The organism is Leclercia sp. S52, assembly GCF_039727615.1.
Lineage (GTDB): Bacteria > Pseudomonadota > Gammaproteobacteria > Enterobacterales > Enterobacteriaceae > Enterobacter > Enterobacter adecarboxylatus_B.
Genome location: NZ_CP152474.1, coordinates 3,765,785 through 3,780,060 on the forward strand (window position 1 = coordinate 3,765,785; position 14,276 = coordinate 3,780,060).

The 14,276-nt window shown below is 58.6% G+C and carries 15 protein-coding genes and 1 pseudogene; 6 read left to right on the forward strand and 10 right to left on the reverse strand.

Going from position 1 to position 14,276, the window contains the following annotated elements:
• Nucleotides 1–106 precede the first annotated feature (106 nt).
• The 3 genes from AAHB66_RS17935 (at nucleotide 107) to AAHB66_RS17945 (ending at nucleotide 1,650) form a co-directional block, all read left to right on the forward strand.
• Complete coding sequence (locus AAHB66_RS17935; protein WP_347113885.1) at nucleotides 107–571, forward strand: hypothetical protein; 465 nt, start codon at nucleotides 107–109, stop codon at nucleotides 569–571.
• Entirely contained in the window at nucleotides 568–900 is a 333-nt protein-coding gene (locus tag AAHB66_RS17940; RefSeq protein WP_347113886.1) for a hypothetical protein, read from the forward strand. The genes AAHB66_RS17935 and AAHB66_RS17940 overlap by 4 nt, the downstream gene beginning before the upstream one ends.
• A gap of 189 nt (nucleotides 901–1,089) precedes the next feature.
• Nucleotides 1,090–1,650 carry an Ail/Lom family outer membrane beta-barrel protein gene (locus AAHB66_RS17945; protein WP_347113888.1) on the forward strand — a complete coding sequence of 187 codons (561 nt, stop codon included), beginning with the start codon at nucleotides 1,090–1,092 and terminating at the stop codon, nucleotides 1,648–1,650.
• Between the two features lie 87 nt (nucleotides 1,651–1,737).
• Here the strand turns inward: AAHB66_RS17945 and AAHB66_RS17950 are convergent, their stop codons facing one another.
• On the reverse strand, nucleotides 1,738–2,619 hold the full coding sequence (locus AAHB66_RS17950) for a LysR family transcriptional regulator (protein WP_347113890.1): 882 nt from the start codon (nucleotides 2,617–2,619) through the stop codon (nucleotides 1,738–1,740).
• A 98-nt stretch (nucleotides 2,620–2,717) separates the two neighbouring features.
• On the opposite strand from AAHB66_RS17950, the pseudogene AAHB66_RS17955 reads away from it, so the two are divergent.
• A pseudogene (locus AAHB66_RS17955) lies at nucleotides 2,718–3,321 on the forward strand (short chain dehydrogenase).
• Here AAHB66_RS17955 and AAHB66_RS17960 read toward each other — a convergent pair.
• From AAHB66_RS17960 to AAHB66_RS17990, 7 genes are all read right to left on the reverse strand, one after another.
• On the reverse strand, nucleotides 3,315–4,049 hold the full coding sequence (locus tag AAHB66_RS17960; RefSeq protein WP_347113892.1) for a class I SAM-dependent methyltransferase: 735 nt from the start codon (nucleotides 4,047–4,049) through the stop codon (nucleotides 3,315–3,317). The pseudogene AAHB66_RS17955 and the gene AAHB66_RS17960 overlap by 7 nt on opposite strands.
• Before the next feature lie 134 nt (nucleotides 4,050–4,183).
• Nucleotides 4,184–5,572, reverse strand: a complete 1,389-nt coding sequence (locus AAHB66_RS17965; RefSeq protein ID WP_347113894.1) for an amidohydrolase family protein — start codon at nucleotides 5,570–5,572, stop codon at nucleotides 4,184–4,186.
• A gap of 47 nt (nucleotides 5,573–5,619) precedes the next feature.
• A complete protein-coding gene (locus AAHB66_RS17970; protein WP_347113896.1) occupies nucleotides 5,620–6,567 on the reverse strand; it encodes a carbamate kinase family protein in 948 nt (315 codons plus the stop codon).
• 84 nt (nucleotides 6,568–6,651) lie between these two features.
• Nucleotides 6,652–8,196 carry a xanthine permease gene (locus AAHB66_RS17975; RefSeq protein ID WP_347113897.1) on the reverse strand — a complete coding sequence of 515 codons (1,545 nt, stop codon included), beginning with the start codon at nucleotides 8,194–8,196 and terminating at the stop codon, nucleotides 6,652–6,654.
• An 11-nt stretch (nucleotides 8,197–8,207) separates the two neighbouring features.
• On the reverse strand, nucleotides 8,208–9,623 hold the full coding sequence (locus AAHB66_RS17980) for a DUF1116 domain-containing protein (RefSeq protein ID WP_347113899.1): 1,416 nt from the start codon (nucleotides 9,621–9,623) through the stop codon (nucleotides 8,208–8,210).
• Nucleotides 9,623–11,164, reverse strand: a complete 1,542-nt coding sequence (gene fdrA, locus AAHB66_RS17985) for an acyl-CoA synthetase FdrA (protein ID WP_347113901.1) — start codon at nucleotides 11,162–11,164, stop codon at nucleotides 9,623–9,625. Before fdrA ends, AAHB66_RS17980 begins: the two co-directional genes overlap by 1 nt.
• A 105-nt stretch (nucleotides 11,165–11,269) precedes the next feature.
• Nucleotides 11,270–11,875: an ankyrin repeat domain-containing protein gene (locus AAHB66_RS17990; RefSeq protein WP_347113902.1), complete on the reverse strand. Its 606-nt coding sequence runs from the start codon at nucleotides 11,873–11,875 to the stop codon at nucleotides 11,270–11,272.
• A 319-nt stretch (nucleotides 11,876–12,194) separates the two neighbouring features.
• On the opposite strand from AAHB66_RS17990, the gene AAHB66_RS17995 reads away from it, so the two are divergent.
• Nucleotides 12,195–13,127, forward strand: a complete 933-nt coding sequence (locus AAHB66_RS17995) for a LysR substrate-binding domain-containing protein (RefSeq protein ID WP_347113903.1) — start codon at nucleotides 12,195–12,197, stop codon at nucleotides 13,125–13,127.
• On the opposite strand, the gene AAHB66_RS18000 is transcribed toward AAHB66_RS17995, so the two are convergent.
• Nucleotides 13,124–13,282, reverse strand: a complete 159-nt coding sequence (locus AAHB66_RS18000) for a YqaE/Pmp3 family membrane protein (protein ID WP_333855073.1) — start codon at nucleotides 13,280–13,282, stop codon at nucleotides 13,124–13,126. The two genes, AAHB66_RS17995 and AAHB66_RS18000, sit on opposite strands and share 4 nt — an antisense overlap.
• A 223-nt stretch (nucleotides 13,283–13,505) precedes the next feature.
• Between AAHB66_RS18000 and AAHB66_RS18005 the strand changes: the two genes are divergently transcribed.
• Nucleotides 13,506–13,685 carry a hypothetical protein gene (locus AAHB66_RS18005; RefSeq protein ID WP_347113904.1) on the forward strand — a complete coding sequence of 60 codons (180 nt, stop codon included), beginning with the start codon at nucleotides 13,506–13,508 and terminating at the stop codon, nucleotides 13,683–13,685.
• Between the two features lie 43 nt (nucleotides 13,686–13,728).
• On the opposite strand, the gene stpA is transcribed toward AAHB66_RS18005, so the two are convergent.
• Nucleotides 13,729–14,133: a DNA-binding protein StpA gene (stpA, locus tag AAHB66_RS18010; RefSeq protein ID WP_347113906.1), complete on the reverse strand. Its 405-nt coding sequence runs from the start codon at nucleotides 14,131–14,133 to the stop codon at nucleotides 13,729–13,731.
• Nucleotides 14,134–14,276: the final 143 nt, after the last annotated feature.

Consider the following 14,276-nt stretch of genomic DNA (forward strand, 5'->3'; position numbering starts at 1 on the left):
GATACGTAGTGCTGGGCTTCGATCAGTGCGGACCGTTCAAAGCGCCCACGGGTAAGTGTAATTAAACAGCCCTGATAAATCCCTGTGGGCGTTTCTGGAGAGGATTATGACGCGAAAATCTGTTGATGAGCTAGGGTCAGGTTTAGAGGCATTCCTGCAGTATGGCTATGTGCAGCAGGACTCATTTTCCGATCCGAACGATGAGGCGACTGACTGGTTAGCGCAACTTTATGTCGACAGCCCTACGCACGCCCTGCTTTACTGCAAACGCATTCTCGAGGCGCCAGCCCTGCACGAGTCCGTGAAAGCTTACGCGCTGGATTTTTTACTGCTTTCCAGCGAGCGGAATTATGCTTATCACTATTTGTCTGAAGAGGCTGTTCATCTCTCTATCCCGGAACTGGAGAAGGCCTTTTTTTACTTTAGTTGCGATACACCTTATCCCATCCCGGATGGGCTGTTCGTCAAACTGTTAGCGCGATTTGAGGTTGTGAAGTGTGCGCCCGATGCCTGTTTTTATCATCTTCATGAAACATATAATGACTTTGTCAAAGCGCTTTCCGATAAATGAGTGAGTTAAACGTTCTGCATAAGAAAATCGGTCAATTATTGGTTAACGCCGGGCCTGCTGATGCGAAAACAATCATTGCTCGCGCAAAATTAGCACTGGATGGCGAGTCCTGTGAGTATGAATATGATTATATTGATCAACACGATAACGAAGACTGGTTTGTTCCGGATAAGCTCGCCAGTTACCATTTACGTCTTCAGTTAGTTAACCTCCGGGACTATTATATGCAGAATAATATGACCAATGGTAAAGCGCCCTGGACGGGTTGTGAGATCACCATTGATATACCCGCAGAGAAAATAAGCATCAGCCTTAAATATGATGACTAAGCGCAACCCCCTACCAATATAGGGGAGGTAAATTCCAGGACTATTCCGGCCTTTAAGATTATTCCCTATTTCATCGTCTGCCAAAAAAACCAACAATTTTATCGCGTTATTTACGGTGGCGTATCTCCAGCCTGGCCTGGGGATATATCCGGCTTCGTCTATAAAAAACGACAACAAGGATTACGGAAAATGAAAAAAATAGCTCTGGCGGTATTGGTTGCGGCGGGTCTGGCAAGCGGCGCGGCTCTGGCGGATAATCAGACCGTTTCTGTGGGTTATGCGCAGAGTAACGTTGAAGACTTTAAAAATATTCGCGGCGTGAACGTTCAGTATCGCTATGAGTGGGATTCCCCGGTTAGCCTGATGGGTTCATTCACCTATATGAGCGGCGATCAGGACGAGCATTATTATCTCTTCTCTGACTCCGTTAAAAACCATATCGAAGTGAAATATTACTCCCTGATGGCAGGCCCGGCATATCGCCTGAATGATTTCGTTTCCCTGTATGCGCTGGGCGGTGTGGCTCGCGTGAAAGCTGACGGTCATACCACTTGGGTGAACGGCGGCGACAACTATACCCAGCGCGACGGCATCGATGAGAAATCGACCTCTTTCGCCTACGGCGCAGGCGTGCAGTTCAACCCAACGCCTGAGCTGGCAATCCACGTCGGTTACGAAGGTACCACTGCCGACCTGGGTGACGATTACGGGATCGACGGCTGGAATGTGGGCGTAGGTTATCGTTTCTGACCCTCACCCTAACCCTCTCCCTGAAAGGGAGAGGGGACAGTATTGTAGGCCCGGCAAGCGCAGCGCCGCCGGGCGTTACAGACCGCACTATTCCCCGGCCTGCATAATATGTGCGATAAATTGGGTAAGTTTCGGCAAAGGTCGTAAGTCCTGACGCCACAAAAGATGCACCGGTCGGGGTTGTGGTGTGTAACGTTCTAAAACACGTATCAGCCGACCATTCGCCAGCTCGTCCGCCACCAGCACCTCCGGTTGTAACAGTAATCCCGCCCCGGCAATCGCCGCCATCCGCAGGCCGTATCCGTCGTTACAGCGCAAAATCGCATCGCGCTTCCAGCGCACCTCCCCTTCCACGCCCGGCAGTCGCCACTCGTTGCGCGCGGTCCAGACCGTGTGGGACAAACAGAGATGATCCACCAGATCGTTCGGCGTTTGCGGTGTGCCGTGGCGGGCTAAATAGTCCGGCGCGGCGCAGATCACCATCCGGTACGGGCAAAGGTATTTCGCCACCAGATCCTCGGCGTGGATGTCGCCAATGCGGATCGCCAGATCAACCCCCTCCTCCACCAGATCGACCATCCGGTTGGTGAGATCCAGCTCGACGCGCACCTCCGGGAAACGCTGCAAAAAGGTGGCGGTCAGCGGAGCGATCACGCATCCGCCGAACGAGGTGGGCGCGGTCACCCGCAGCGTGCCCGCGGGCGCGGTACGCAGGCGCTCCACCGAACTTTCGGCGATGGCGACCTGCTCGAGGACCCGCTTTGCCTCATCAAAATAGACCCTTCCGGCGTCGGTCAGGCTCTGGCGGCGGGTGTTGCGCTCCAGCAACCGGGTGCCGAGCCGGGCCTCCAGTTGGGCGATGTACTTCCCGACCATCACCGCCGACATCTCCAGCCGCGCGGCGGCTCCGGTAAAGCTGCCGCTCTCCACCACCGCGATAAAGGTTTCCATGCCGCGAAGCTTATCCATATTACAAACCTCTGGTTAATAATGATCTAACTTTAGCCCAGTTTATCCGCTCTGCGGTTTGTTAAACAATCAAGGCTCACAACACAGAGGAGTCGGCTATGAAAATCGTCATTATTGGTGCCAGCGGTACGGTCGGTCAGGCAGTCACAGAAGAGTTGAGTCGTCGTCATGAGGTCATTCGCGTGGGTCGCACTCAGGGCGATCATCAGGTGGATATCACCTCCCAGGCCAGCGTGCAGGCGCTGTTCGAGAAGATCGGTCCGGTGGATGCGATTGTCTCCGCCAGCGGCGGACTGCACTTTGGCCCGCTCGCGACCATGACCGACAGCCAGTTCAACCAGGGGCTACAGGATAAATTGCTGGGCCAGGTGCGGCTGGCGCTGACCGGGCAGCACTATCTGAATGAAGGCGGGTCGATTACCCTGGTCAGCGGGATTGTGGCCCATGAGCCGATTGCCCAGGGGGGTGAATGCCACCACGGTGAACGCCGCGCTGGAGGGCTTTGTCCGCGCTGCGGCCTGCGAACTGCCGCGGGGTATCCGCATCAACCTGATTAGCCCAACGGTATTAACGGAATCGGCCGAGGCCTACGACGGTTTCTTCCCGGGCTTTGAAAGCGTGCCCGCCGCGACCGTTGCCCAGGCCTATCGCCGCAGCGTGGAAGGGGTGCAGAGCGGACGGGTGTATAAGGTGGGTTACTGAGGCTTACAGGCGGAAATCAGCACCAGCATCGGACGTTCCGCCTCTTCGGCCAGTGCAGGCCAGGCATCAATCTGCGCCTGCGTTGGCCCCCACTCATTGACCTCATTGATCGTCAGCCCGGCCTTGATCAGAGCGTTGATTGTCGTGCCCAGGGTGCGGTGATATTTGATGACGCCCTCAGCCAGCCAATTGCTGACGCGTTTCCCCTGTTCCTGATAGCGATTAACGCACCAGAAACGGTCGCCGTTATCGTCGGTCAGCCAGCCCTGACGCGTGGCGCAGGTGTAAATGGGGTGCTCAATGGAAAACACCAGACTGCCGCCCGGTTTGAGCGCGCGCTGGATTTTACCAAACAGGGTGTCGAGTTCCGGCAGATAGTGCAGCGCCAGCGAGCTGTAGACCAGATCGAGGCAGTTATCCTGAAGCTCCAGTGATTCGAGGTCGCTGCGCTGATAGCGAATACAAACGTCGTCGGTGAGTTCCGCTGCACGGGCGAGCATTTTTTCGGAGATATCGACTCCGATCACTTCAGCAGCGCCCTGCTCACGCGCCACGCGGCAAAACCACCCGTAGCCGCAGCCGAGGTCGATAACCGATCTCCCTGCTAAATCCGGCAGCATACTTTTGAGCGCTGGCCATTCCGGTGCGCCATCCAGCCCCTGCACCGAACGCGGAAGCCGGGCATATCCTTCGAAAAAGGCCGGGTTATCGTAGATGTTTTGTGCCATGGCAGATCCCTCTTTAAGAATGTGCATAGCAGTATACTGCATCGCCGGGTGGCGCTTCGCTTACCCGGCCTACAGAAGTGCGGTCTGTTGCCCTCACCCCTCCCTCTCCCACAGGGAGAGGGGGGAAATGCACATCAGCTTACCGTTCCCCAAACGAGGTTGCCGTTATGGAAGGTCGCGGTGCGCGGAGAAATGCGCGCTACCGCTTCGGCGGAGCAGGAGGCGTCCACCAGCACAAAGCTGGCGGCATCCTGGGCTTTCGGCCACACGCGCTCGCCTTTGTCGTTCAGCGGCAGCACGTCGCCGGTGGCGATACCTAACGCGCGGGACAGCGTCTGCTCGTTCGGGCGGATATAGAGCTGGGCATAGAGGTTGGCTTTTTCCAGCATGTCGCCCAAGCCATACGGCGACCAGTGGTCGATCACGCTGTCAGTGCCGGTGATGACAAATACCCCTTTATCGCGCAGCTGCTTCAGCGGCATATGCAGGGTGCCGATCGGCACGGTGGAGGCGATGGTGATCTGCTGCGCCGCCATGCGCGGGGCCAGGGCGTCCACCTCCTGCTCGTTGAGCGTGGCCAGGGCAAAGGCGTGGCTGATGGTCAGCTTGCCCTTCAGCTCGGGGGTTTTCTCCACGGTTTGCACCATGTAGTTCACCGCCGCCACGCCCGCCGGGCTGGTTTCGTGCAGGTGGATATCCACCCCTTTGTCGTAATCCAGCGCAATCTGGAACATGAGGTCGAGGGACTTCTCCATCGCCCCGTCGACGCTGGTCGGATCCAGCCCGCCCACATAGTGCGCCCCGGCCTGCATCGCCTCACGCATCAGCTTTTCCGCGTTCGAGAGCAACAGGCCGTGCTGCGGGAAGGCGACAATCTCGCAGTCGAATCCAGGCTTACGCCGCGCCAGCACGGCCTGTAAATTTTCCAGGTTTTTCAGCCCGGAGGTCGGCTCGATATTGCAGTGGCTGCGGGCGATGGTGGAGCCCTTCGACTGGATCAGATCGATCAGCTTTTCCGCCCGCTCCTGAGTGTAGGGTTGCAGTTCCGGAAGTAGCTTTTGCTCCAGACGGATCATGTCCTGAATGGTGGTTCCCGCCGGACGGTTGAGCGAGCGCCACGGGCCGCCGTAGAAGGTCTTATCCAGATGGATGTGCATGTCGCGCATCGCCGGGAGCAGCAGCTTGCCGCCGCCATCGTAGTGCGGCAGCGTGGCGTCGGCGTGGCTGTTGTTATCCAGCAGGGCGGCGATTTTGCCGTCCTTTATCTCCAGCGTTTTCAGCTCGGTGCGGGTGCTGACGGCCACGTCGCCGTCGAAGTTAAACCCGGCCTCCAGCAGCACGTTGTCCAGATAGTAGTGGGTGGCGGTGATGTTCATCGGTTTGCCCGTCTCGCAGGTCGGTTTTGCGGTGTCAGCAGCATACGCGACGGAGCCGGTAGCGCCAAACAGCGCACAGGCGGTAGCAGCGGTTGCGATTTTGCCGCTCTGGCTGAGAAACTCCCGGCGGCTTTTATTTTCACTCATTGTCTTGTCCTTTTACTGTCTCGCGGCGGGCAGGAAGCCCGCCGGGGTTAAGCCACAATATGTGTACCCGTCTCGCCACGCAGCGCTGCGGGCAGGCAGTCCGGCGAGGTGATGATCACCCGCGTGCCGCCGTGGTGCAGGAATTCCAGGCTGGCAACGATTTTCGGCAGCATGCTGCCCGCCGGGAAGTGGCCCTCTTCCATATAGCGCGTCATCTGCGCCACGCTCACCGTCTCCAGCGCCTGCTGGTTGGGCTTGCCGAAGTGGATGCACACCTTCTCGACGCCGGTGGTGATCACCAGCACGTTGGCGTGGATCTCGCGGGCCAGCAGCGCGGTGGAGAGATCTTTGTCGATCACCGCATCGACGCTCTGATAGTCGCCCTGTTCGGTACGTACCACCGGAATACCGCCGCCGCCCGCGCCAATCACCACAAAGCCTTTTTGCGTCAGGGCCTTGATGGCGTCGGCTTCGACGATGCGCACCGGCTGCGGCGAGGCCACCACGCGGCGGTAACCGCGGCCAGAGTCCTCAACGAAATGCCAGTCAGGATGGGCGCGCTGCAGCTCATCCCGCTGGGCCTCGCTGAAGAAGGCGCCAATCGGTTTAGTCGGATGGGTAAAGCCGGGGTCGTTTTTATCCACTTCCACCTGAGTAACTACCGTCACCGCCTTCTGCTCGCCGCGAGCGGCCAGGCGGTTGTTCAGCGCCTGCTGGATCAGGTAGCCAATCCCGCCCTGGGTATCGGCCACGCAGTTCGCCAGCGGGGTCAGCGGCAGCCCTTCCCGCTCGTGGGCAATTTCCGCCCGGCGCAGATCCAGCCCCACCTGGGGGCCATTGCCGTGGGTGAGGACGATGTCATAGTCGGAGGCCAGCATCTCCAGCACCGATTCCGCGACCGCTTTCACCGCCTGCGCCTGGTGCTCAATCGACTGGCTGGCGTTATCTTTGATAATGCTGTTGCCGCCGATGGCGACGACCATGAGTTCTTTCATATAGGTTCCTTAAACTGTGCGGTCTGGGCCCCTCACCCTAACCCTCTCCCCATAGGGGAGAGGGTTAGGGTGAGGGGCAATGTTTTAGGATTCAGAAACCGGTGCCGCAGCGCTCGCAACTTCACGGCTATCGAGGACATGCTTCACCACAAACATGCCGCTCATCATCAGGTAGGCGGTGACGAAGGTCAGGGAGCTGCCCTCGGCAAAGCCGACCACCGGCGCATGGATCACCCCGAAGAGGGCCAGCAGTGCCCCGACGGCGGCAGCGACCGCACCGCGCAGCGGTTTATTGATGATGGCGAAGATGGCGATACAGCCCCACAGCATGCTGGCCAGCGGTGCGCCGTTGCCGAGGTGCATCAGCCCTTCGTAGTAAATCCCTTTGCTGTGCAGCACGTCGGTGCCGATTTTCGCCGCGTTGGTGCCCGCCGCCCCCATCACGCTGTTCATCATGGTCAGCGCCCAGTTGGCGATCCACGGGAACAGACAGATAAAGATGACGGGCACCTCCACTTTGGGCGTTTCCCTCACCACCTGGTTGGCGGTGACCACGCCGATAAATACCAGAATCGGCACGATGGCGGTCATCGGGATGATGGCGAGCATAAAGGCCCCCAGCCCGAACAGCGGCACGATGAACATGGTCACGCCGGAAGCCAGCGTGTAGCCGATGCTCGCCCCCATCGCTTTCCAGCCCGCATGACCGACGTAGACCGTCACCGGGAAGGGGTTGCCCATCAGGCAGCCGAGCATCGAGGCCAGACCGTTGGCCAGCATCACCTTGCGGGTCGGGTACTCATCCCCCGCCGCGTGGGCGCTTTCGATGTTCTCGAGGTCAAAGATGTAGTTCGCCAGCCCCAGCGGTACGGCAGAGGCCAGATACGGCAGCGCGTGCGGCAGCCCCTGCATAAAGCTGTCGATATGCACTTCCGGCGGGTTAAAGCCGAAGGAGGACATGGAGGCCTTGATCGCTTCCGGGCTTTGCAGGCCGGAGATCCACGCCAGCGCGGTACCGGCGACCAGCAGCAGCAGACCAGTCGGGATGCGGGCGAAAATCGGCTTTTTGCCAAACCAGTTGATGAAGATCAGCAGCAGCACGATGAAGGAGACCGTCGGCGCTTCGAACGCCTGCAGCATCGGGTTCATCGCCAGCAGCAGCAGACCCAGACCGGAGAGGCACGACAGCAGCACGGTACGCGGGATCATCTTGCGGATGGTTTCGCCGAGGAAGGAGCCGCCCGCGAGGATCATCGCCTCCACGAAGCACCACACCAGACCAATCTGGATGGCGAAATCCGCATCGCCGGTCTGCTGATAGACCGGCATCAGCACCAGGAAGGTCACGGTGAAGATCGACGGGGCGCTCGGCCCCGACGGCAGTGCGGTCACGTCGTTACGCCCGGTCTGGCGCGCCATCTGCAGGCCGAACCACGCGTAGCAGACGCTCGCCACCAGTACCGCCAGCCCGAAGGCCGGCGCAATACGTCCATAAACAATCTCTTTCGGGATGCCGACGACAAAAATGAGCAGCCCCATCATAGTCAGCAGGTTCGTCAGGTTGTTGGTCATCAACCCGAAGTACGCCGCCCAGTCACCTCTTTTCCACTCCAGTTTCATGCTTTTCATGGATGCTTACCTTATAGGAAGTAGCGATCGCGGAAGGTCAACAGCGCCTTTTCAAAACAGCTAAACGGCGGGTGAACGATGCCCGCCCCAATCATGCCGATCCCGGCGTCCTTGTGGGCAATCGCCGTGTTGATCACCGGCAGAATGCCGCTGCCCGCCACTTTCGTGATGTCGATGGCGGTCGGGATGCCCATAAACGACAGCAGCGGGATGGTGACGTTCGGGTTTTCGCCGAGGGTGATCTCACGCATCTGACGCGAGAAGTCGATGGCTTCTTCCACCGTGCCGCCCACCAGGGCCACAATCGCCGGGGCCGTCGCCATCGCAAAGCCTCCAATGCCGTAGGTTTCGGTGATGGCGCTGTCGCCGATATCCAGCCCGGAGTCTTCCGGCTTGTAGCCCGCAAACATCGGGCCAATCACCTGCTGCGCCGGGCCGGTGAACCACTGCCCCGGCAGGCCGGAGATGCGCAGGCCAAACTCGTAGCCGTTGCGTGCCATGGTGGTGACCACGGTGCTGTACTCGATGCCGTGGGCGGCATCCAGCGCGGCTTTACACATCGCCATCCAGGTCGGGCCGGAGAAGTAGTCGCTGCTGGCGACAAACTCAAACACCTGGCGCTGCTGCTCCACCGGATAGCCCGCCTGGATCAGCCCTGGGGTTAAGGCCTGAATCAGCAGCGTGGTGCCCGCGTTGTTGCGGTTGTGGCACTCGTCGCCCATGTGCAGGGCCTGAGCCAGCATCAGACGCAGGTCGATTTCGCCGATGATTTTCATGGCGTCGCGCAGCATCGGGCCGAGCACGTCACGCATCCAGTTCAGACGATCGATCACGCTCTGGTCGTTGGCGCCCATGCGCAGGATCTTCGCCATCTGCTCGCTGAGGTTGGTGAAGGCGCGGTTGCCGTACGTTTTGTTCTCGACGATGTGCATAAACATCGATGCCGAGGTGACGCCCGCCATTGAGCCCACGCAGTCGTGCTCGTGGCACGGCGAGAAGGTGATGTCGCCTGAGGCCGCCAGCCGCGCCGCGTCGTCCAGGTCTGTGGCTAACCCTTCAAACACCAGCGCCCCGGTGACTGCCCCTTTCATCGCCCCGCACATGTTCTCCCATGAGACAGGCGGACCGGCGTGCAGGATGGTGGTGCGGGTCATGCCAGGTACGACGTTGATCGCCTGGTCGTAGCCCACCAGCACCGGGTGGGACTGGATAATGCGCTCCAGCGCAATCTTGTTGGCGGCGGCAATTTTCTCCGCCAGCGGTTTCGCCGCCAGCTGATCGAGGGCCTCGACCACCTGCAGATTGCCCTGCCCCGGCGGGGTCCAGTCAAGATGGGTAACCGGGACGTGCTGCTTCTTCAGGTCATCGCTGAACATGGCAATGCCGACGTTAATGACGTTCAGCGGCTGGTTAAATAAGGTGGTCATCAGGCTTTCTCCCCTTTGCAGACAAATTCACGTGCCAGTAATCCGGTGTTGGTACTGCTGCTGGCCCAGATCACGCCCGCATCGGTCAGCAGCTGGCACTGCTGGGTCAGGGACGGGGTATCCTGGTCGGTGCCGAGCACATAGCCGAGGATCTCCAGCGGACGGTTGTCGGCTATGGCGATCGCCTGTGCCTCCTTGATCGCGTCGATCATCACCCCGACCGGATCCTCGTGCGATCCGAACCCGAGGACGAAGTCCATGACGATCACTCCGACTTCCGGATCGCGGGCCTCCTGCAGCAGGCGGCTGATGCGGTTGGTCGGGTCGATCATCGGGTGCGGTTTGCCGTTGGTGAAGTCGTCATCGCCAAAGTCGAGGAAGGTGTGGGCCTGGCTGACGTTGATATCGGCCAGACGTCTGGTTGGATCCGGCTGAATGTTGCTGTAGACGTCGTCGTACTTTTCCAGCGCGGCGAACATGGCTTCGTCGCACAGGGTGCCGCCGCAGAACAGGCCGCGAATGTACTTCTGCTGCGGGGTCAGACGGGCGCGCACCTCTTCGATCAGCGGCCAGTTGAGCGGGTGCAGATCCAGCGACTCTTTCCTGATGCCGGTGAGCAGGACTGCCTTCAGCGCCGCCTCTTTGGTACCGCGGGCAAACTGTAATCCGTCTTCATCGGCCGGTGGCGCGTTGCGACCAAGGAAACAGACCACCACCGGTTTACGGCAGGCGCGGGCGCGGGCCAGCACTTTCTCGGCCACCGCAGGCGCAGGCGGTTTGGAGATCAGGGCGATGACCTGGGTGGTGGCGTCCGCTTCCAGCATGGCGATGGCGTCGAGCATCATCAGCCCGCCGATTTTTTCGCTCAGATCGCGGCCGCCGGTGCCGATCAGCTGGGAGATGCCGCCGCCGAACTCGTGGATGCGCGCGCTCAGCTCCTGGCTGCCGGTGCCGGACGCGCCAACGATGCCAATCGGCCCGCGACGCACCGCGTTGGCAAAGCACAGTCCGGCCCCGTTAATGATGGCGGTGCCGCAGTCCGGGCCCATCATCAGCAGCCCTTTCTCGTGGGCCAGCTGCTTGAGCGCCAGCTCGTCGTCGAGGGAGACGTTATCGGAGAACAGCATCACGTTGAGATCGTTCTCCAGCGCCTGGCGCGCCTCGCGGGCGGCAAAGGTACCGTTGACCGAAATTACCGCCAGGTTGGCGTCCGGGCGATGGGTTTTGGCGCTGGCGAGGGTGGCGTAGCGCGCTTCGTGGGAGCCCGCGCTCTCTTTGCGGGTGAACAGGGCTTCGATGGCGGCCAGGGTTTCATCGTTGGCGGCCTCGCCTTTAATGACGATCATCAGGTCGCCGTTTTTGGCGTCTGCTAATTCCGGCGTCAGCAGGCCGAGGTTTTTTAATACGCCTTTATTCATTTCGGTGGCCATGGCGACAAAGGCCTGTTCCACGCCGGGCAATTTGTTGGCTTTGGTGGAAACCGACATCAGCGATACGGAATCAAAATAAGTATTCTTTTTTATAACGATTTTGGTGGGCATTACGTCCTCCTGGATGCGGGCAAAAGGGGGCCACATCACGCCCGAAGGCATGATGGAAAGCGCTATTTTTATTTCAGGCCAGCGCGAAACCGCTGGCCGGGGGTATTACGCGCCGGCGGCGAGCAGCAGATCGGCGATCTCGCTGAAGCCTTTTTCCCGCGCCAGTTCGAGAGGGGATTTGCCGTATTTGTCGGTCATGTGCGGGTTGGCGCCGTGGTCGAGCAGCAGCTTCACGATCGCCTGCTGGCGGGCACCGCCGTCATTGAGGACGATGGCTTCCAGCAGCGGCGTCCAGCCCACGAAGTTGGTGTGGTTGACGTTGATGTCGGTATGGGCCAGCAGCTCCTGCACCACCTCCAGATGGCCTTTCTCGCTGGCCGGGGTAATGCCCACGCCGCCAAAGCGGGTCAGCCTGTCGAGATCCGGGTTGGCCGGCAGCACCAGGCGCAGCAGGGTGAGATCGTTGGTCAGGCAGCTAATCAGGAACGGGTTGAAGCAGGTCTGATCCTGCTGGTCGATATTGGCCCCGGCGGCAATCAATAACTCAACGCAGGGATAATGTTTATTCAGGCTGGCAATAATGACGGCGGTTCTTTTCTGCCGGTTGGTGGCGTTAATATCCACCCCTTTCTCCAGACAGGCTTTTAATGCGTCGGCATTTCCCTGTTCGGCGGCTAGCAGAAATTCAGTGACGAGCTCATTGTTGGACATATCCACACTCCTGGTTTTCCTTTCTGATGGACTGAGCATAGCAACGGCCTGGTCAGAAAAGAATCCGCTTAAAAATGATTCATCGACAGCCAATTCATTGTTGAGTTAAATTTAACAGTGGAGTCAAAATGTGCGTCTGTGCAACCTTTTCCTTATGTTTTACCGCTTTTTAAGCGCGTAAATTGCATTCTGCTTATGTTTACGCAGCCCTTGCGCCGCGCGGCTCGCAGCAAATTAGCAGAACTGTGACCGGCTTCAAATGCGTTGTAACCACTTTGTTAAAATATGTTCAAAACTGATGAGTGCCGGGAGCCATAATATGAATTCCATCTTTACCGAAGAGAACCTGCTGGCCTTTACCACCGCGGCGCGTTTTGGCAGCTTCAGCAAAGCCGCCACCGAGCTGGGGGTGACCACCTCGGCCATCAGCTACACCATCAAGCGGATGGAGACCGGCCTCGACGTGGTGCTGTTTGTGCGTAACACCCGCAGCATCGAGCTGACCGAATCGGGGTTCTACTTCTACCGCAAAGCCATAGACCTGCTGAATGACTTCCACGCCATCAAGCGCGGGATCGACACCATCTCCCAGGGCATCGAGACCCGGGTGCGGATCTGCATCAACCAGCTGCTCTACACTCCGCGCCACACCGCCCGCCTGCTGCAGGTGCTGAAAAAGCAGTTTCCCACCTGCCAGATCACCGTCACCACCGAGGTCTACAACGGCGTCTGGGATTCGATCATCAATAACCAGGCGAATATCGCCATCGGTGCCCCGGATACCCTGCTCGACGGCGGCGGGATCGATTACACCGAAATCGGCGCGATCCGCTGGGTGTTCGCCATCGCCCCGGAACATCCGCTGGCGCTGGCCCCGGAGCCGCTGGCCGAAAGCCAGCTGCGGCTGTACCCCAACATCATGGTCGAAGACACGGCGCACACCATCAATAAAAAGGTGGGCTGGCTGCTGCACGGCCAGGAGGCGATCCTGGTCCCGGATTTTAATACCAAGTGCCAGTGTCAGATCCTCGGTGAAGGGATTGGGTTTTTACCGGAGCATATGGCGAGAGAGGCGGTTGAGGCAGGGCTGCTGGTGACGCGACGGATTAACAACCCGCGCCAGGATTCGCGCATGCTGCTCGCCACGCAGCATGCGGCGACCGGTCAGGTCACCCGCTGGATCAAACAGCAGTTTGCGCCTGACGGGGTGCTGACCGGGATCTACAGTGATTTACTGTGGCGGGATTATTAGCTGCGGCTCTGCACCCAGAACGCGTGAATAAGGCCGGGAATATAGCCCAGCAGCGTCAGGATGATGTTGAGGATAAACGCCCAGCCGAACCCTTTGCCGATCAGCACGCCAAGCGGGGGAAGCAAAATAGTAATAACGATACGCCAGAAACCCATAGATTCTCCATACAAGCAGTCAGGTCATTGTAACAAAAGAGATTTTACCTCTAAGCGTAGCGAGTCTACGCCCAGCTGCCACTGTTCGCGTGGAGTTTTACCCTCTTTTACCCTCTTTACACAGGTTTAGGCTGGAAATTGAGGGGGTAATCCGCGCGGGGCGCTGTACCCGGCCCTGTGCCTGGGCTAATGTTAGGGTCGAAACAATCATGAGGAGATAACTATGTTTTCTGTAGGTGATTATGTACAACCGCGCATGGGCGGCCCGAAACTGAAAGTGCTCGAAGTGCATGAAGATCAGATTGTGGCGGTGCAGGCGAGTAACGAGCAGGGCGAGAAATTTACCCTGAAGGCAGCGGACGTGACGCTGTATAAAGAAGAAGGTGATTTTGGGGTCTGCTAAGCAGACGCTACCGGGCGGTGTTATTCCGCCCGATATCCACCGATTAAATCAGGAAATCATCCAGTGATTTACCTTCTGCCAGTGCCAGGGCGATAGGCTTCGGCGTACGACCCTGACCGGTCCAGGTTTTTTCCTGACCGTCGACATCGGTAAAGCGATATTTTGCCGCACGGGCCTGGCGTTTTTTCGGCTGCGCCGGGGCGTTCAGCAGATCGGAACCCAGCAGATCTTCTGCCGAAATACCGTCGGCTTTCATTTTTTCCAGCAGGGCGTTAATTTTCTCACTCTGCGCGGCACGCTGCTGTTCGACTTCAGCCTGTTCATTACGTTTTTCTTCCGTGACGATACGCAGCTTTTCGAGCATATCTTCCAGCACGTCAAGCGAGAATTCACGCGCCGCGGCGCGCAGAGTACGAATATTATTAAGATTCTGTAACAGTGAAGTCATATTAAAAGAAAACCTTTTCAAGCCGATAAAATAAACAATAGCGGCCATGGTAATTCATTTGTTTATGAACATCCAGACAACAGCGCACGAAAATATAATTTATGTCAAATTAAATGAAATAAGAAAAATATAAAGCGCGCTAC